Here is an 18,073-nt window from a genome sequence, read left to right on the forward strand (position 1 = left end):
CATGAAAAAGAAATTTATCTATATCCCATTATTTTTTATCGCTTTCCTGTTCCTTGCGGATAAAATTTTTCTTTTGGATTTTTTCAAAACATCCTTTTACCAAGAGGGAAATCCGGTCTATTACACTCATCGAAACCATCTTTTTGAAAAGTTAAAGAATGATCCTTCGTTAAAAGAGAAAAACCTCGCATTGGCATTCGGAGACTCTAGAGCCTATCCTTATAGTATAAAAACTCTTCCTGAGAATATACAAAAGGATTGGACCGTTTATAATTTTTCCGGTCCGCAGGCGGTACCAGCTTACGGTTTCTATTGGTTCCGTAAGATTATTCAATCCGGGATTAAACCCAAGGTTGTCTTTTATGTCGTTAGTCCTGAAGGTTTCGTGGATGATTCGAGAGGACTTCTATATGAACCGTTCTTGAGAATCGGAGCGGATGAGGAATTCAGACAAACGTATTGGGATCATTTTTCCGATTCTGATAAATTAGAGATCCTTAAAGAAAAATTCTTTTCTATTAGAAAGATCCGACCTGGATTCAAACTTTTTTGGTCCAGACTAACCGGCGGAAAACTAAAGCAGTATAGAGCGGACCAAAATCATGAAAATTTAATTTTGGAATTGGGAAACGGGGAACAACTTGCGTATGCAAGCGTTAGTAATAATCCTAAGAAATTAGCAAAAGACGCACTTAGATTAAAGAGTATTTATCTTTCCGGATTTACTTTAGGTGAAAACGAATTTTATTTCGTGGAAGAATTCTTAAAATTAGCGAAAGAAGAAGGAGTTAAAACCTATCTAATCTGGCCTAAGGTGTATCCAGGTTATAGAGCAGGGTATTACGAACTAGGGCTCGAAAAATCCTGGTGGCCAAGAATACAAAAACTTGCCGAAACATACGGAGCTTCCGCAGCGGATATGAATACTTTAAGTTCTTGTGATCTATATTACGACGGTTCTCACCAAAGTGTACTTTGTATATTAGAACAGTCTGAAATTTTAATGAATGATTATACGGGAAAGAAGAAACTTCCTTAGGATTTTCGCGCAAAGTCGCGGAGCCGCAAAGAGAAGGAGATTTTAATTTCCGATCGTATAAATTGATAGACTTTAAATAAAAAAGGATACCGTATAAAAGGTATCCTTTAAATTCCTTAGCGCACTTGGCGCCTTAGCGTCTCTGCGTGAAAAAATTAATGGTGGATCACCACTTTAATTTCTTAGCGTCTTCTAAGAATTTTTCCAAACCGATATCAGTCAAAGGATGTTTGAATAGTTGCTGGTAAGCGGAGATCGGCATGGTAGCGCAATCAGCTCCACGAAGAGCGGATTCTTTCAAATGGATCGGTCCTCTGATAGAAGCAGCTAAAATTTTTGTTTCGTAACCGTAGTTATCATAGATCTCTCTGATCTCGGAGACAAGTTCCATTCCATCCCAAGAAGTATCATCTACACGCCCGATAAATGGAGAAATATAAGTGGCTCCTGCTTTTGCAGCAAGAAGTGCTTGAGGAGCTGAGAAACAAAGAGTTACGTTTGTAGGAATTCCTTTCTCAGTCAGTTTTACAACGGTTTTCAATCCTTCCGGAATAAGAGGGACTTTGATGACTACGTTTGGCGCGATCTTTACAAGTTCATCTGCTTCTTTCAGCATGTCTTCATGTTTGGTCGCGAGTACTTCTGCACTTACTGGACCAGGAACGATTGCACAGATCTCTTTAATAACTTCTTTAAAGCTACGACCTGACTTTGCGATGAGAGATGGGTTTGTAGTAACTCCGTCCAAAAGACCGTAGGACGCAATCTCTTTGATCTCGTCCACATTGGCTGTATCTAAATATAATTCCACGGTTTGCTCCGAAAGATTTTGAATCTCTCTGGATAGTGGCGGCCTTATGCACCCTCGGTCAAGGATTTCTTATGGGATCAGATCTCTTAAAGTTTTGATTTCTTCGGCGGAGAAGAACTCTTTGTATTCTTTTTCAATCTGGGCCTTTACCTTGGAGCTGAAATAATCCACTCTTCTGGTAAAAGGTTGTTTTTTATAAGCTTCCTTCCACTGGACAATAAATCCACCGGCAGGAGGGGCTTGTCTTTCGTCGGTCAATTCCCAAATGACTGCTCCTCCGATCTTCTTATCATCTAGGGTCTCTTTTTTGGGTTTCCCATATTTATTTTCCAGTTTGGATTGAACTTCTTTTCCTGGAAGATAACGGAAGGAAACTCCAACGGAGAATAATTTACCTGGCTCCAAATGTTCATCTTCGTCTGGAGAAGTTTCTTTTTCGGGACGAGGTTGGTTCTTGTCCTTAGGGCGAGAATCTAAGACCAATTTAGGAGTGGAATAAAAACGGTATAGGTAGAAGATCCCATTTCTTCTTACAAGCAGGGACTTCTCCTTATCTTCATGAACAACTTCTATTTTTTCGTCACTTTGAGGATTAGCAGCTAAGGATAAAAACTTGTCTCTTACTTGCCCATAAGAAGCTTCCCAGGAGACTTCTGCAAATCCGTCTAAAGTTGGTTTGGAGCCGTTATTTCTGGAATTATCTCCCGGAAATTGCGAAAATACGGAACTCCAAGGAAGGAGTAGGGAGAATAAGAACAGGTAGATGGATTGCCCTTTCATTCTTTAACTATCGGCAGAAAATGGAACAAGAATTAGGAATCTTCCCCCAAATCCTCTATATCTTCTTCGTCTCTGTCTACACGAATTCCCCCGAATTTTACCTTTCCGTTCCATCTTAAGATTAGAAGGACTATTAAGATCAGTACGTTCGGAAGTACGAATAAAAAGGAAATCTCATGATAGAGGCCGTAAACCGCCAAATTTGATGCGATCACTGAAATAAAGATACCGGAAAGTAGCGGAACCTCTTGGTTCAGAAGTCTTGCTAAAAAAGATCCGCTGTTGCGAGAGATCCTGGCAGCTCTTAAAACTTCAGAAGAGATAAAAGAGTAGAATGCAAGGACCAGCACCGGCATCAGAAAAGATAGAAAGAAATAATTTCCAAAAGAATCGGTATAATGAGGAGAGCCGATCAACCCTCCTGTTAGAGTCCAGACATATGCGAAAAATGCAGAGAGTCCGAATGCGAGAAGTCCATATTGAAGACTTCCCGCAGATTCAAAAATGGAAACGATCTTAGAAGGAATAATTCTCGCCCAATCAGTCAGTTCCTGTTTTTCGAAAGTATCCTTTCCGCTCAGGTAGATAAGTCCGAAATAATAGTCTCCTAAGGAAACGACTACTAATGTAATAACTAAATAGATCAGGTAGAGAAAGAATTCCATCTTAATGCCTAAAATGCCTCATGCCGGTGAACACCATGATCAGTCCATGCTCATCAGCTGCCTTGATCACTTCTTCGTCCCGGATAGAACCTCCGGGTTGGATGATTGCTTTTGCTCCTACTTTTGCGATCGCATCGATCCCGTCTCTGAATGGGAAGAATGCATCACTTGCAACATAAGAACCAACAACAGAAAGTCCAACGTTTAGAGCTTTAGTCGCACCTAATTGAACTGAATCCACTCTGGACATTTGTCCTGCACCAATTCCTAAAGTTGCATTCTCTTCCGTATAAACGATCGCATTTGACTTGATAAATTTTACAGTAGACCAAGCGAACATCAAACCTCTGATATCTTCTTCAGTAGGTTGTTTTTTAGAAACGATCTTTAGATCTTTTTCAGTGATGGTTGCATAGTCCCTATCTTGTAAAAGAATTCCGTGATGGATTGGTCGGAGATCCATTTCATCCAATGCTTCTTGGAAATCTGCGATCTCGATCAGACGAACATTCGGTTTCTTAGAGAAATATTCCAGAGCAGCAGGTTCGAACTTCTGAGCGATCACACCTTCTACAAATGTCTCACCGATGAGAACGGCAAGCTCTCCGGTAACAGTTCCCTTGATCCCGATAATTCCACCGAATGCAGAAATAGGATCCGTTCTTTTTGCCAAACGGAAAGCTTCTAAAGTATCATCCGCATAAGCAATCCCACAAGGATTTAAGTGTTTGATAATACAAACGGTATTGTCAGGAAGAAGTGCGGAAATATGGAATGCCGCATCAAAATCTAACATATTATTAAAAGATAATTCTTTTCCTTGCAGAGGAGAAAATTCGCTCTTGGTAAACAAAGGTTCGTAGAATGCGGCACCCTGGTGAGGGTTTTCTCCGTATCGAAGCTTTTGTTTTTTGGTGAAAGATAAATTCAGGATGTCCGGGAACTTCTCCCCAGCAAGCTTATTGAACCAAGAAGAAATTGCAGTATCATACATTGCAGTATGAGAGAATGCCTTTCTCATTAAAAGGAAAGAAGTGTCCGCGTCTACGGAACCATCATTTACCTTCATAGATTCTTCCACAGTTTTATAATCGTTCGGATCGGTAACTACAACTGTATGTCTGTAGTTCTTACTAGCGGAACGGATCATAGAAGGTCCGCCAATATCAATATTTTCTATTGCTTCGTCCAGATGGACTCCGGGTTTGGAAACAGTCTGCACGAATGGATATAAATTCACAACAACCAGATCGATTTTAGGAATTTTTAATTCTTCCATCTTCTGTTTGTGTTCCGGTTTGGAGGTCACACCCAAGAGCCCTCCGTGGACCTTCGGGTGGAGAGTTTTTACTCTTCCGTCCAAGATTTCCGGAAACCCGGTATAATCATCTATCGCTATTGCTTTGATTCCGTTTTCGGTAAGTGTTTTGAGGGTTCCACCAGTGGAAATGATTTCCACTCCTTTGGATTCGAGGTACTTAGCGAATCCGATAAGTCCTGTTTTGTCGCTAACTGAAATAAGGGCACGAGTGATTTTGACCATGCTAGAGGATTGAGACCTTCCTGTCTTTAATGAGGAGCCGATCTTCGCAGAAGTGTTTAACCGCGAGGGGCAGGATTTTATGTTCCTCTTTGAGAATGGCAAGAGTCAATTCTCTTTCGGTCATTCCTTCCTCGATTTTCACAACTCCTTGCAGAATGATGGGACCTGAATCCACACCCTCATCCACAAAATGCGCAGTGCAACCTGCGACCTTCACTCCATAATCGAACGCCTGTTTTTGAGCATGTAGACCTGTAAAGGAGGGAAGAAGAGAAGGATGTATATTGATGATCCTGTTTGGAAAGGCTCGGATGATTTCCGGTTTTAAAATTCTCATGTATCCGCAGGCAACGATCAGATCCGGAGAGATCTCTGTCAGGGTGCGGAGAAGGTCCAGATGATATTCTTCCTTCTTTGAATAAGACTTCCAGTCCAAGATCTTGGCGGGGACATTATGACGGGCTGCGATCTGGATAGAAAGCGCCTCCGGGTTATCTGTGATCAAAAATGCGGGATTTGCGGGGATTTTCCCCTTTTGGATCACCTGAAGGACAGCTTCCAGGTTGCTCCCCCGCCCAGAGGCCAAAAAGACAAGCTTTTTTCTGGGTTTGGGAATCAGACTTGCCAAGAATTTTCGCATCCAATACGCTAAGAATTACCAGTCCACGTTAAGGCGGTCCGGAATTTTGTCGAAAAGTATTTCAGGAGAGACACATGTCACTTGCTAGAAAATCGACGGCGTCCGTCGAACAGTATAAATCCAACGAAATTTCTACTGTGAGTCAGGGCCGGCTTATCGTGATGCTATATGAAGGGGCAATTCGCTTCCTGAACGTTGCCATCGAGAATAATACACCCCGCAAGTACGACGTGGTGAATAATAATATCCTAAAAGCCCAAGAGATTGTGACTGAACTGATGCTCGCTCTGAACATGGAGAACGGTGGAGAAGTCGCAAACAACCTGCTTGGCATTTATGTTTATATTAAAAAACGCTTATTAGAAGCGAATATGAAGAAGGACAGTGAGATCCTTTCCGAAATCATTAAATATCTGGAAGATCTAAAACTTGCATGGGAAGAAATTGAGAAGAAAGAAAAAACTTCTTCCGTGGTCCCTATGCCTAGCGCCGGTTCTAGAGGAACTGGTCTTTCCCTCCAAGGTTAAGATTACTAATGGCGGGTAGGGTATCTAAAATTCAAAATTCTATGGAAGAAACACTTTCCTCATATTATGAGGAGAAGATTTCCTTTTTGGATAAACTGATCGAACTCCAAAAACGCCAATTAGAAATTCTTGGTTTTGGAGACGGAGAAGGCACCGCGAAGTTGGAAATCCAAAATTCCAATCTAGTCGAAAAGATGAAACGACTGGACCGTAAGATCGAACAATTAGAAGAATCTTCTCCTCAAACCTTAGAAATTATTCGACTCTCCGATACGATCTTCCAAAAATTGGAAGAGTCCAGGGATTTGAATTCCCAAGTAGGGGAAAAGATGGAGATCATTCTGCAGGAATATCGCAAAGAGTTGAATATGGTTCAATCCAAGATCCAACTCAAAAAATTCCTAGCTCATAGGAAATTAGGTTGGAAGACGGGGACCTGCTGAGCCGTGCCCTGGACTTTTACGGACTCCCCAAAAAATTCGACGCAAATCTAGTTCGGAGCAGATTCCGGGAACTCTCTCGTAAATATCATCCAGATTCGGGGGAATACGAAACGGATCTTTTATTCAAAGAGCTTGTCCAATTAAGGGATGTTCTTCTTTCTTCTCTCCAAAACGAATCTTTTATAATTTTAGAAAATTCTAAAGAAGATCCGGAAGGATTCCAATTCTATAAACTAGCCAAACAAAAAGCCGCCCAAGCGATCGAAAAATATTTTCAGTTCACGGATGGAAACCCTGTATACTTAAAGAAGGAAGACAATCCTGCACTTCTGCGTTTAAGAGACGAATTGGAAACTGCTAAAAAAGAATTGGAAGATTTTTTGGAAAAATTCCCCAAAAGTATCTGGAAAGAAGATACTGAAACTACTCTTAAAAAAATAAGCGTATGGTTTAAAGATTAAGGAACTTGTAATGTATTCGAAGGCATAGAGAATACATAAATATCTTTTGTTCCACTATTCAAATCCAAAGAGATCACAGAAGATCTAAGGGTTACGTAATCGCCTGAATTTAAAGTCGCCACAATTTTACAGACTCTGTTTGTATTTTCTCCAGGACCAGGAACCGCGAGTGGACCTGCAGTCGGATTTACTTCTATAGAATATTCTCTTGGCTGGTTCGGAAGCATATTTAAGGGAAGTTGGCATGCTTTCCCAGAAGAAAAATCAGAAGGGTTCCTAGATGCGTCTACGGTACTTCCGGTATATAAAGTATAACCGCTAAAAAATGCTTCCGGATTTCCTGCTCTTAGCCTGAGTTCATATACTCCTGTGCCGATCAAAGTGATCCCTACCAAAGTAGGTGGAGTAGTAACGATCCGATTTGCGGAATAATTATAACAAGAGAATAACGAAAAGATTAGTAGTAAGATAGAGAAGAATGCGCTCATTCTTCCGGATAAAAAAAGATTCATTTAGCTGTGTATATAATCCGCCCAGCCGAATTTTTCGACCAATTGGGTGGATACTGAAAATTGTGGAAAACGTCTCTTGTTTGTCGATCGATTTTCAGGCATATCCCATTTGAGTTCTTGCAGAAGTTTGTTCCCTTTTTTGCTATTGCAGTCCCTGCAAGCAGTAACCAGATTTTCCCAGGTATGATAATCCTTCGGTTTTTTTTCCCGAGGGATCTCATCCCAGCGGCTTTTGGGGATCACATGATCCAAGGTGAGTCTGGAAGAAGGCAGTTTGCGTTTGCAATACACGCACTCATGATCGTCTCTTAAGAATATATTTTCTCTAGAGAGTTTATGCTTACGTTTAGGGACCTTATAATAGTCTGTAAGGAGGATAATTCTAGGAGTTGCTAACTTAAGCTTTTCAGACCTGATAAAAAGGCCTTTTTCGTCTTTAATAAGTTCTGCTTTTCGGAGAATTAGAAGGATAACGGCGTCTTTAACGGTTCGGATCGCAACCGGGACATAGGTCGCGTTCAGCACCAACACAGGTTGGGTTAGAACATCCATATCTAACCAAACTGTATAGATTCACAAAATTATGTCGAGTAAAAGTATTATTTCCCAGAACGTTTCTTTTTGATCGTGAAATATAGAACTAGGCCTAATACAAGAATTCCTAATAATGCAAAGACTGTAATTTGCCCTTGGTGAACCAAGGTGCTGAGCTGGTCTAAATTTTTCGCTCCATAATGACCGAGATAGACCCAGATCGGAACGGAAATCGCAGCAGCGAACATATCCAAGAACAAAAATCTAAAGAAGGAAATACGATCAGAAGTCCCAGCCGTTAGATAAATGGGCATCCTAAGACCTGGCATGAACCTGGCCATGAATACAACCCAGTTTCCGTATTGGGAAAACTTCTCCTGCACTTTTGAAAATCTTTCCGGGGTCAAAAACTTGGCAATGAAAGGAATTTGTAATACCTTCTCCCCGAAAACTCTTCCAAGTAAAAATACGGAACCGTCTCCTACAAGAACTCCAGCCATTCCTACACCGAACATTACATGTTCGTTTGCATATCCTAAACCTGCCAAAACTCCTCCGGAAACCAGGGAGATATCCTCAGGAATAGGAAGACCGAAACCGCAAAGAATTAGAGTGGAGAAAACTGCTAAGTAAGCGAACTCATTCCCAAAGCGGGAAAAAAAATTGACTAAATCCGGGATATTAACTAGATCCATGAATGTTTCTATCTACCTAAGTAGAATTGCACCAGTGAAACTTATACGAGGCAAATTGGAATCGAAAAACTAGATTTGTTTGGCTTGCTTTTGGTCTTTTTAGGTTCCAAATTGGTTTCAGGTGCAAAAAAACAGAAACCAAATTATCCAAGCCGAAAATTCTCTTTTAGCAGGCTATGCTGTTTTGCAGGACGACACTGGGGGAAGAGAATATAAAGAAGAAGAACACCCATACCGTATTCCTTTCCAAAGAGATAGAGATAGGGTAGTTCATTCAAGTGCATTCAAAAGATTACAGTATAAGACCCAAGTATTCGTCTATTCTGTAGGCGAGAATTATCGCAATCGTCTCACTCACACTTTAGAAGTTGCTGGAATTTCTAGAACGATCGCTTCCGCTCTTGGACTTAATTCATTACTCGCCGAAACGATCGCACTTGCTCACGATCTAGGGCATACACCTTTCGGACATGCAGGACAGGACATGCTTTCGGATCTAATGGGAGAATTCGGAGGATTCGAACATAATAAACAATCAGTTAGGATAGTCACCATCTTGGAAACACGTTATCCGGAATTTCCAGGACTAAATCTTTCCAAAGAGACTCTAAAAGGAATGATGAAACATGGAGCAGAATATGACGGCTCTACCTTGGGAAAGGAAAGAAAGAGCGAGGGCCCAAGTTTAGAGGCACAATGCGCGGATGTAGCCGATGAGATCGCATACACAAGTCATGATATAGACGATGGTTTGGAAATGGGTTATCTAAAAGCAGAAGATCTGAACTCACTTTCTCTTTGGGCCGAAACTTCTGAAATAGTAAAAGGTAAGTTCCCAAAACTGGATGGAAAAGTTTTTGTTCGGACAATTATTAGAGAACTTACCAATAGTATGGTTTCTAATATGATTTCCACCATAGAATCCAGGATCTCCGACTGGAAAATTTCAGATCGGAATGATTTGAATCATGCTTATCAAGAAGGAAAAAGGATCGCAACGTATGAGCCGTCCTACGGGGAGAAGGTCAGAGAATTAAAATCTTTTCTATACAAAACTCTATACAGACATCCTTCCGTAGTGGTCACAAGTGATAAGGGAAGAGATATTATAGAAACATTATTTTTTCACTTTAGAAAACAGCCTGATTCTATTCCGGAAACGTATAAAAGAAGAATAGAAAAAGAAGGTTTAGAAAGATGTGTATGCGACTACGTGGCCGGAATGACCGACAGATACGCAGAAGAAATGGCATCCACTATAGGAAAATGAACTCGGATCCGAAAGTTTAGATTTTCGAGACTGGCTATTATCTAATGGAAAGAATTGTTTCTTCCAGAGCGATTAAGAGGGAGTCCACTTCTTCTTCCGTAGTATATAAACCGGTGGAAATACGGATCGCTCTAAGAGCTTCCTCATTAGAATATCCCATTGAAAGTAAAGAAGGTGCTGCTTCTCTGGATCTGGATTTGCAAGAAGATCCTGTAGAAACCGCAAATCCTTTTTCCTCTATTCCCATCATAAAAAAGTCTAGATCGTCCAAAGGAAGTAGTGCAAACGTCGTGGAAAATAGCCTTGGAGAATTCTCCGCTACTATTTCTGCACCTAAACTTTTGAGTTTGGATTCTATCTTATTTCTATAATATTCTAGTCTTTTGTTTTTATTCTCCATTTCCGCAAATTGGATTTTTGCAGCTTCTGCCAAAGCTAGAATTGAAGGAGAATTTTCCGTACCCGCTCTATGTCCATTCTCCTGATTTCCTCCTTGGAACACTCCGCCTTCTGGCAGATGTTTTGGATCGAACCATAAAACGGAAGAGCCGAGACCTCCGCCGATTTTATGACCGGAAAATGTAAACCCGTTCAGAACTGAAAATGGAACTGGAATTTTAGAGAATGATTGGATTAGATCCGAGTAAAAAGGCATTCCATATTTAGCGGAAACTTCCGCCAAATCCTCGATCGGTTGGATCACACCTGTTTCATTGCCTGCATGCAGAACAAAAACCGGACCCGGCTCACTTTTCAAATAAGACTCTAATTCGGAAAGGGAAACCAGTCCTGATTTATCAGCACTTAGAACTTTATAAGGAATTCCTAAACTTCTAAAAGAAGAATACATGGCAGCATGTTCGAAGGGAGATAAATAAGCAGTTGTTTTGACAAATTGTTTTGCGAAATATATGAGTGAATAATCCGCTTCTGTCCCCGAAGATGTAAATACGAATCCTTTCGGATCCTTTCCAGTAAGTTTAGCTAAAACTTTCCTTGCTTCTTCGATCTTGCCTTGTCTTGCCAAAGAAAATCGAGTAGGACCGGAAGGATTAAAAAAGTCCTCCTCGTATTCTTCTAAGATCTTATTTAATAAACCTGGAATAGGAGGATGGGTCGCATTATAATCGAAGTATTTAATTCTTTTCATCGAAAATATCGTCTGCTTCTTCGTATCTTCCTTTTCGACGAAGGGTATACTGCAATAGTTTCTTTTTATCTTCGATCAGGTCATCGTAGCCGGACTTATCGTTTCTATAATTCGGATCTACTGTATAAACTTCTGTATCCAAAGCATCCAATTCTTTAAGTGCCTGGTCAAAATTAGATTCATGCAATAGGCATCTGACTCTCATTAGTTTTGCCTGGAATCTGGTTCCTAAATCTGTTGCAGAAGATTGATAGACCGACTCGAACATATCTTTTGCTCTTTTTCTATAATTGGAATCTCTATCTCCCAATTTATAGAATAATTGAGCATTTCGGTTCAAGTTAGAATAAAATACCTTGGCACCTTCCGTGTCAGTTGTTTCGCAAGGGATTGCAGCAATTGCGCTTGCTCCCCAGTATTTTGCTTCCGCAGGAATGACTCTTTTGGAGCAGGAAAAATACAGAACTCTTGTAAATAAGGAAACCGATTCTTCCGGAGAAAGAGAAGGATGAGATTCATCCGTTCTAAGTCTAAGCAATTCTAATGTTCTCATTAAAAGTGTTTTATACTTATTCGCGGTTAATGTGGTTGTGTCCGGATAATCTTCTGAGAATATAATTGGGTCCGATTGAGACTCTGTGATCTTTTTCCAGATTCGGATCTCTTTTGGGAGATCTTCCGTTACATTCTCTTCTGCTTCCTTATTGCAGCTAAAACTGAAAAAATTCAAGATACGTTTCCACCAAGGAATGGATGGAGGTTTTACTTCCTTCAATTTTTCGAATACTAATTCTTCTATCCTTTGGATCGCTTGGAAATGAGCAAGTATCGCTTCTTCCGGGCGGCAAGAAGCAAAAGAAGAAATTCTGATCTTCTCCAAAAGACTTTTGCCTGCGATCTCAGGTTTGTCTTTTCCTAATATTGCCTGACTTGGAGGAGAATTATATCCGTCGAAAGGATTAAAGTTTAAGGCTCTTTTATAATAATCTAAAGCTTCTAGAGGAATTTGGTAGAATTCTTCCCAATACTCGAATGGATCCACAGGCTTTTCTCCCGTGGAAAATTTGGTCTGGCTCGGGTTGGAAAGTCTTTCCATGGTCCAGCCTTGGTGTTTTGCTTCCATCCAGCTAGGAACTCTGAAAATATCTCCAGTACCTTCTTGGCCTATTCTATATGCGCGGACGCAGGCCCTGGACAATTGATCCGTTCTGAGATAATGTTCAATCTGTCTGTATTCTACTTTTTCGGATAATAGATCGTCTCCCTTGGACTGCAATTTTGCGGAAAGGGAAGGATTTAGAACGGGAGGTTCCAACCAAAGTGCGAAGGATCGTAAAATCTGGAATCTCCTGGGATAGATATAGATCGCTGCCAGGGTCCAAATCAACAAAAGTGTTAAGAATAACTTTTTCTTTTCTTTTAGAATGCTGAACAATTTCTTTCCTTAAGTTCCGGAAAATTCGTTAGACGAATAGAGTCCCTCGCTTGAGAGTAGAGAGAGTGAAGATTTCGCTTTTTTCGATTCCAAACCCTATACAAGTCCGGGGATTATGAAACACGCAAGCATTATTCCGATCCTTCTGGTATCCGTTCTGGATGCAGGTACCTTACTTGCTTCTCCCCAAAATACTGACTCCGTTTTTGTATGTAGGGATGTTGATGCTTCGGGAAGAGCCAAGTCTGTTTGGCCGGCTTATTATTATTCTCTAGGTTTAGAGAGTTTAAATAAGGCCAGAAATTCCGAAGGAAGGGAAAGAACAGAAGAGATCATAGAAGCAGTCCGAAATTTCCAAGATTATATCCGTTGTTCCGAAGCTGTAGGAGTTCCTGTTTCCGCAGTATTCCGTTGGAATAAAGCATTGGCTCATTATTATTTAGGCCAATGGAAAGATGCTGTTTCAGAACTGGATCTGGCCGAAAAGTCGGACCCAAATTTCAGAGAGACCTATATTTTAAAAGGAACCATTCTTTTAAACAGCGGAGAATATGATAAGGCTGCGGCCTATTTAGAATCTCATCTGAGTAAGTTTTCGGAAGATCCTGATTTTTATTATTTATTAAGTTCTGCAGAACTTGCTTTGAAGAATGATGCAAAATCTGTCCTATATTTAAGCTCACTGAGAGACTTGATCAAACAAAAAGATTCTAATCCTAAATATCCTGAATTCGTATATTTATCTTTAGGAAAAACATACTTTGCTTTAGGCCAGAATACAAAGGCGCTCTTCTATATTTCAGGTTATCTGGAGATGAGGCCTGAAAACTGGGAAATTCGATTTCTTCTCGCAAAAATATTGGATCAACTAGGCAAGTTTTCCCAAGCCAAAAAGCAACTCCAGAGAATACTACAAGAGATCCAGGGAAATTCTTCCGTGGAGCTAATGCTTGGAGAGATGTACTTTATAGAAAGTAGATCCATGGCTGCCGGTTATTTTGAGGAACTAAAGAAAAAAGGAAAACTGAATAAAGACGGGGTCCTATTCGGGCTGTATTCCGTTCTGAATTCCAAATATTCGGAGGCGAGGCGTATTCTTTTCCCTTTAAAAGAAAGATTTCCTAAAAGATTATCCATTCGACTTGGGATTTTAGAGATCCAAAAAAGAGATCCTAATATTGATAAAAAAGAATATATTCGGGAATTAATTGAAGTAGCATCAATTGCACTCCAATCACAATTGACCACACTTGCAGAAACATTACTTCTCGAATCTATTAAGATCACAGAACAAGAAAAACTAGATCCAAGGATCCTCGCAGAACAATACGATTTTTTAGCCGGAGTATACGAACAATCAGGTTCCGTATTTAGATCTATAATTTCTGTTCGTAAGGCGATCCAGTATTCTCCTTCTCCAGAAGATTCTAAAAAGTATGAATTACATTTGGCATTCTTGCTCCGAGGAAATCCTCCGGGGAAGATCCAGGAGTCGGAAGAGATCATTCAGAATATTCTAAAAAATGATCCGAATAATCATTATGCGTATTATCTTTTAGGAATTGTATTATTTCAATCCGAGAAGTTAGAAGCAAGCAGAGCTGCGTTCGAACAAGCAATTCGATTGGAACCTAAATCTTCCGTGTATCATTTTTACAGGGCTTCCACTTTAGAAAAACTAGGAAGGCTTCCTGAGATGGAAGCGGATCTACGCAAGTCTATGGAACTAGATCCTGAAAATCCGATCGCATACAATTATTTAGGTTATCATTATTCTGAAAAAGGAATTCGCCTGGACGAGGCACTTGATCTTATCCGAAAAGCAGTCGAGCTTGCTCCGGATAACGAAGCGTACCAAGATAGTTTGGGTTGGATCTATTATAAGAAGGGAAGGGTGGATGAAGCTCTATTACATTTGAATCTTGCCTTCCAAATTTTGCAGGATAAAAACGAATATGATCCTACTATCTGTGAACATTTAGGTGATGTTCATCATGAAAGAAGAGAGTTTGCGGATGCCAGAAGATTCTGGGAAAAATCGGAAACTCTTTTTCAAAAGAAGGAAGACAAAGTTCGAATTCGGGAAAAATTGGAGAGGTTAAGAACGAATCCGGTCTCAAATAAATCTTAGCGACCGGGAGGACTTGTTTTGAGAACAAACCATTTCACTCGAATTTCTATATTCGGATCATTATTTTGTTTTATTCTATTTTTCCAATCCTGTGTAACCACAGATATAGAAGAGATTAATTTTCGCCAAAAAGGAAAGATCAAATTTTGGAGCGCCAAATCCAAGGAAGGTTCCAAATATTTAGAAGTACTTCGTAAATTAGAAGAATCGAATACTTCTTATTCAGGTGAATTTGATATACGTATCCAGAATTTTTTCCCTAAAAAGGACGTATTCTCTTTAGCTGGAAAAATATTCTATGATAAGCCGACCGGCAAAATGCAGATTGAGCTGACCGATAAACTTTTCGGGATCAGTGTTTCTAAAGTATTTAGCGATGGCCAAACGATCCGTATTAAAACTGTTTCCGTAGATAAGATCCATGAACAAACCATGGATGATATCGTATTATCCGATCCTAGTACAGGGAAACAAACAGTTGTTCCTTTTCCCGTAATCTATTATCTTCTCTCCAACAGAAACGCCGAATTGTTCAAACCACAATGGACGCTCGTTCAGCCCAATGATGGAATTGTTCTCGTCAGAAAACCGGGAGAAGAATGGACTTACTATACTGCAGAAAACGGGATCCGTTCTGTGGAATGGGATTCAAGTGGTAAAAACGTAAAGGCAGTTACTAGTGTCCAAGGAGAAGTTGAATTTCCTCCTAAGACCACGATCACCAGAATCGTTTCCAGAACGGATGGAGCCGATCAGAATCGTATCGAAATTAAAATGAAAAAAGTATCCCGCACTGATAAATTGAACCAAGTGGTGTTCGGATTCTAATATTAAGGAAAGTGAATATGTTAGACGTAGAAAAAAACGGCCATATTTTAGAACTTTATATCAAAACAAACGAGACTAATTCTTTAGGAAGGGAGTTTTTCCGCAAATTTAGAGAAGTGCTTGAACAGGCGGAAAACGACAGATCCGTAAAATCTATCCTTCTTTCCGGAAGAAACGATAAGTTTTTTTCAAATGGATTCGATCCTGAGATCTTCGTAGGCAAAAACTTGGAAGAAATCAAAGAAGTTCTAAGAGAAGCACTTGGTGCTTGTGGTAGAGTTTTATTTTCTCCTAAACCGGTCGTTTGTGCGATGAACGGTCACTCTATGGGGGTGGGAGCAGTAATTGCTATATTCTCCGATTATAGAATTCTCGTAGAGAAAAAAGGAAGATTAGGTTTTCCTGAATCCTTGATCGGTATCAATTTCCCATCCACCGCAGGAACAGTTTTGAAAGATCTAGTCGGAATGAAAACTGCTAGAGATCTTTTGTATAGCGGAAGGGGCCTAAAAGCAGACGAGGCTGTTCAAGTGGGACTCGTAGAAGAATCCGCTACTCCTGAAGAACTTATTACAAAAGCGAGAAAATGGTGTTCTCAATTCCAAGATATGGCAATGGAATCTGTAGTAGGAGTAAAAATTGCTCTTAGAGATTCTCAACGTTTGCTTGCAGACACTCTAGAAAAAAGAGATGTGGATCTTCTTGCACAAGCAATTGCTAGTTCTAATGGACAGGAAGGAATGAAATCCATCCAGGAAAGAAGACGCCCGGTCTTTACCTGATATTAAAAAGCCTGGGAAAAACGCCCAGGCTTCCTGCGCAAATCGGCTATCCTGCCTATTTTTAAGAATGGAATAGTTTTCCCGGATTCAAAATTTCTTTTTGATCCAATACTTTCTTAAGTCCATTTAAAGCTTGTATTCCAGGTTTACCTAAGCTAGATTCGTACCATTTTTTATGATCGAAACCGACTCCATGGTGATGGCTGATCGGAGCTTTAAAAGAAGCGAATGTATCGGAAACGGATCTTTTCATTTTAAACCATTGTTCTTCCGGTTTTTTGGCATCCATTGGGAATAAGATCGTATAATACAAACAAGCTCCCTCGTGATAGCTATGGGATAAATGGCACATGGCGATAGAACCTGGGATAGAATTTTGTAAAGACTCAATTCCAGCTTTATGAAGATCTTCTAACTTATCATAAGTGCTGGAAGTTTCCATTGTATCCACTCCCATTCCGTATTGCATTATATGGTTTCGTAAGAAAGGCATATTATATCTGCTATGGATCCAGTTCTGACCTAGTTTTTCTCCGGCAAAGATGGCTCCGCTTTTTTTCCAAAGTTTTTTAAGACCTTCAAAAGAATGATCTACTTCCTGTCTGGATCCGTCCAATCCCACTAAAACAACACATTTGTTCTCTCCGATCCCAGCTGATTTCAGATAAGAATTCTGCAGGAATTTTTTGAATTTGCGGATTGGTGTATTCTTCTTTCCTAATTCTCCGAGATACTCATAGAGTCTTGTTTCGTTTGCATCGGAAAGTCTCATCATAGAAGTTTTGATCTCTTCCTGGTTCGCCTTCCTGATAAAATTGATGGAAGAAAGTAGGTCCGGAAATACTAATCCAAAATATTTTCTAGTCTCTGGGATTTTATGGATCTTGATAGTAACTTCCGAAATAATTCCTAAAAGACCTTCGCTACCTGCGATGATCTGGTTCCAGTCCGGTCCGATAGAAGATGCCGGTGCTCTTAAAGTTTCTACTGTTCCGTTAGGGCTGATCAGTTTTACTGAACTTAGTATCTCTTCTATCTTTCCGTAACGATTGGACTGCTGTCCCGCACTTCTTGCAGCGACCCATCCACCCAAGGTGGAATATTCGAATGACTGAGGGAAATGTCCTAAGGTGTATCCTTTTAAGTTTAGTCCATATTCCAATTTAGGGCCGTAGATCCCGGCTTGGAAGGTCGCAGTCATGCTGATCGGATCGAAAGACAGTAGTTCAGTCATTCCTGTCATATCCAAAGATAGAACTGCTTTTTGTCCTTTTCCTTTAATTACTTCCACACCGCCTACAACGGAAGATCCTCCTCCGAATGGAATGACAGTGATCTTATTTTTAGAACAATATTCTAAAATTTTAATAATCTCAGAATCTTTTTTAGGATAAACAACTCCGTCTACGAATGATTTTAGACTATTGAAGTGAAGTCTTAGAACATCGTAATAACTTCTGCCTGCGGAATGGAAAATTCTTTCGTATCTATCATTTTTGAAATTGCTTTTACCTACGATAGAACTTAGGTTTTTGATATCGTTCTGGCTTAGTTTGCCATTCGGTAGTTTGATATCATCTAAAGAGACTGCTGGAGTCTCACGGATTGAATCTAATTTAAATTCTCTTTGGAGAAGTTTGAGTATCTCCGGCATCTGTGCCTTTCTACCGAAGTCTTGATCGTTTGCACCCCAGGCATTCCATCTTAGGTTGGATCTGGAGTAGTCGATTTTGGGATTGAGCTCGTGGTAGAACATTGGGTCTTATCTCCGATTAATTAAAACGTTTCCAATAAATACGAATCTTTCCAGAGGGCAAGGTAAAAAGG

At 40.1% G+C, this 18,073-nt stretch carries 19 protein-coding genes; 8 read left to right on the top strand and 11 right to left on the bottom strand.

Annotated features, from left to right (window positions below; genetic code table 11):
* Position 1: 1 nt before the first annotated feature.
* The gene (locus EHO65_RS04365; RefSeq protein ID WP_135772928.1) at positions 2–1,039 is read left to right on the top strand and encodes a DUF1574 domain-containing protein; all 1,038 of its coding nucleotides are present in this window, start codon (positions 2–4) and stop codon (positions 1,037–1,039) included.
* Positions 1,040–1,205: 166 nt separating this feature from the next.
* On the opposite strand, the gene fsa is transcribed toward EHO65_RS04365, so the two are convergent.
* The 5 genes from fsa to purN all read right to left on the bottom strand — a co-directional run bounded on the left by fsa (position 1,206) and on the right by purN (position 5,466).
* Positions 1,206–1,850 (bottom strand): fructose-6-phosphate aldolase, encoded by a 645-nt coding sequence (fsa, locus tag EHO65_RS04370; RefSeq protein ID WP_135772929.1) that lies wholly within the window; start codon positions 1,848–1,850, stop codon positions 1,206–1,208.
* Positions 1,851–1,919: 69 nt separating this feature from the next.
* Complete coding sequence (locus EHO65_RS04375; protein WP_135772930.1) at positions 1,920–2,630, bottom strand: hypothetical protein; 711 nt, start codon at positions 2,628–2,630, stop codon at positions 1,920–1,922.
* Between the two features lie 32 nt (positions 2,631–2,662).
* Entirely contained in the window at positions 2,663–3,295 is a 633-nt protein-coding gene (locus tag EHO65_RS04380; RefSeq protein WP_135772931.1) for a hypothetical protein, read from the bottom strand.
* A 1-nt stretch (position 3,296) separates the two neighbouring features.
* Entirely contained in the window at positions 3,297–4,838 is a 1,542-nt protein-coding gene (gene purH, locus EHO65_RS04385) for a bifunctional phosphoribosylaminoimidazolecarboxamide formyltransferase/IMP cyclohydrolase (RefSeq protein WP_135772932.1), read from the bottom strand.
* Between the two features lies 1 nt (position 4,839).
* Positions 4,840–5,466, bottom strand: a complete 627-nt coding sequence (gene purN / locus EHO65_RS04390; RefSeq protein WP_135772933.1) for a phosphoribosylglycinamide formyltransferase — start codon at positions 5,464–5,466, stop codon at positions 4,840–4,842.
* Positions 5,467–5,552: 86 nt separating this feature from the next.
* On the opposite strand from purN, the gene fliS reads away from it, so the two are divergent.
* From fliS to EHO65_RS04405, 3 genes are read left to right on the top strand one after another with little or no spacing between them, the layout of a single operon-like run.
* The gene (gene fliS, locus EHO65_RS04395; RefSeq protein WP_100724678.1) at positions 5,553–6,005 is read left to right on the top strand and encodes a flagellar export chaperone FliS; all 453 of its coding nucleotides are present in this window, start codon (positions 5,553–5,555) and stop codon (positions 6,003–6,005) included.
* Positions 6,006–6,013: 8 nt separating this feature from the next.
* The gene (locus EHO65_RS04400; RefSeq protein WP_135772934.1) at positions 6,014–6,448 is read left to right on the top strand and encodes a hypothetical protein; all 435 of its coding nucleotides are present in this window, start codon (positions 6,014–6,016) and stop codon (positions 6,446–6,448) included.
* Positions 6,427–6,909, top strand: coding sequence for a molecular chaperone DnaJ (locus tag EHO65_RS04405; RefSeq protein WP_135772935.1), 483 nt, complete (start codon positions 6,427–6,429; stop codon positions 6,907–6,909). Before EHO65_RS04400 ends, EHO65_RS04405 begins: the two co-directional genes overlap by 22 nt.
* On the opposite strand, the gene EHO65_RS04410 is transcribed toward EHO65_RS04405, so the two are convergent.
* Genes EHO65_RS04410 through EHO65_RS04420 form a run of 3 tightly spaced genes read right to left on the bottom strand, consistent with a single transcriptional unit; the run spans position 6,906 to position 8,650 of the window.
* On the bottom strand, positions 6,906–7,421 hold the full coding sequence (locus tag EHO65_RS04410; protein ID WP_135772936.1) for an LIC11661 family lipoprotein: 516 nt from the start codon (positions 7,419–7,421) through the stop codon (positions 6,906–6,908). The two genes, EHO65_RS04405 and EHO65_RS04410, sit on opposite strands and share 4 nt — an antisense overlap.
* Positions 7,422–7,973 (bottom strand): HNH endonuclease, encoded by a 552-nt coding sequence (locus tag EHO65_RS04415; RefSeq protein ID WP_135772937.1) that lies wholly within the window; start codon positions 7,971–7,973, stop codon positions 7,422–7,424.
* A 47-nt stretch (positions 7,974–8,020) separates the two neighbouring features.
* Entirely contained in the window at positions 8,021–8,650 is a 630-nt protein-coding gene (locus EHO65_RS04420) for a DedA family protein (RefSeq protein WP_135772938.1), read from the bottom strand.
* A gap of 121 nt (positions 8,651–8,771) precedes the next feature.
* Between EHO65_RS04420 and EHO65_RS04425 the strand changes: the two genes are divergently transcribed.
* Positions 8,772–9,920, top strand: a complete 1,149-nt coding sequence (locus tag EHO65_RS04425; RefSeq protein ID WP_135772939.1) for a deoxyguanosinetriphosphate triphosphohydrolase — start codon at positions 8,772–8,774, stop codon at positions 9,918–9,920.
* 37 nt (positions 9,921–9,957) lie between these two features.
* Here the strand turns inward: EHO65_RS04425 and EHO65_RS04430 are convergent, their stop codons facing one another.
* Both EHO65_RS04430 and EHO65_RS04435 read right to left on the bottom strand, forming a co-directional pair.
* A complete protein-coding gene (locus tag EHO65_RS04430) occupies positions 9,958–11,070 on the bottom strand; it encodes a cysteine desulfurase family protein (RefSeq protein WP_135772940.1) in 1,113 nt (370 codons plus the stop codon).
* Positions 11,057–12,505, bottom strand: coding sequence for a hypothetical protein (locus tag EHO65_RS04435; protein WP_135772941.1), 1,449 nt, complete (start codon positions 12,503–12,505; stop codon positions 11,057–11,059). Before EHO65_RS04435 ends, EHO65_RS04430 begins: the two co-directional genes overlap by 14 nt.
* 115 nt (positions 12,506–12,620) lie before the next feature.
* Here EHO65_RS04435 and EHO65_RS04440 point away from each other — a divergent pair, with 115 nt between their 5' ends.
* From EHO65_RS04440 to EHO65_RS04450, 3 genes are read left to right on the top strand one after another with little or no spacing between them, the layout of a single operon-like run.
* A complete protein-coding gene (locus EHO65_RS04440) occupies positions 12,621–14,636 on the top strand; it encodes a tetratricopeptide repeat protein (protein WP_135772942.1) in 2,016 nt (671 codons plus the stop codon).
* A gap of 18 nt (positions 14,637–14,654) precedes the next feature.
* On the top strand, positions 14,655–15,464 hold the full coding sequence (locus tag EHO65_RS04445; RefSeq protein ID WP_135772943.1) for a hypothetical protein: 810 nt from the start codon (positions 14,655–14,657) through the stop codon (positions 15,462–15,464).
* A 17-nt stretch (positions 15,465–15,481) separates the two neighbouring features.
* Complete coding sequence (locus EHO65_RS04450; protein ID WP_135772944.1) at positions 15,482–16,246, top strand: enoyl-CoA hydratase/isomerase family protein; 765 nt, start codon at positions 15,482–15,484, stop codon at positions 16,244–16,246.
* A gap of 61 nt (positions 16,247–16,307) precedes the next feature.
* Here EHO65_RS04450 and EHO65_RS04455 read toward each other — a convergent pair whose 3' ends face one another.
* On the bottom strand, positions 16,308–18,002 hold the full coding sequence (locus EHO65_RS04455; protein ID WP_135772945.1) for an FAD-binding oxidoreductase: 1,695 nt from the start codon (positions 18,000–18,002) through the stop codon (positions 16,308–16,310).
* Between the last annotated feature and the right edge of the window lie 71 nt (positions 18,003–18,073).

The sequence above is a fragment of the Leptospira andrefontaineae genome, assembly GCF_004770105.1.
GTDB lineage: Bacteria > Spirochaetota > Leptospiria > Leptospirales > Leptospiraceae > Leptospira_B > Leptospira_B andrefontaineae.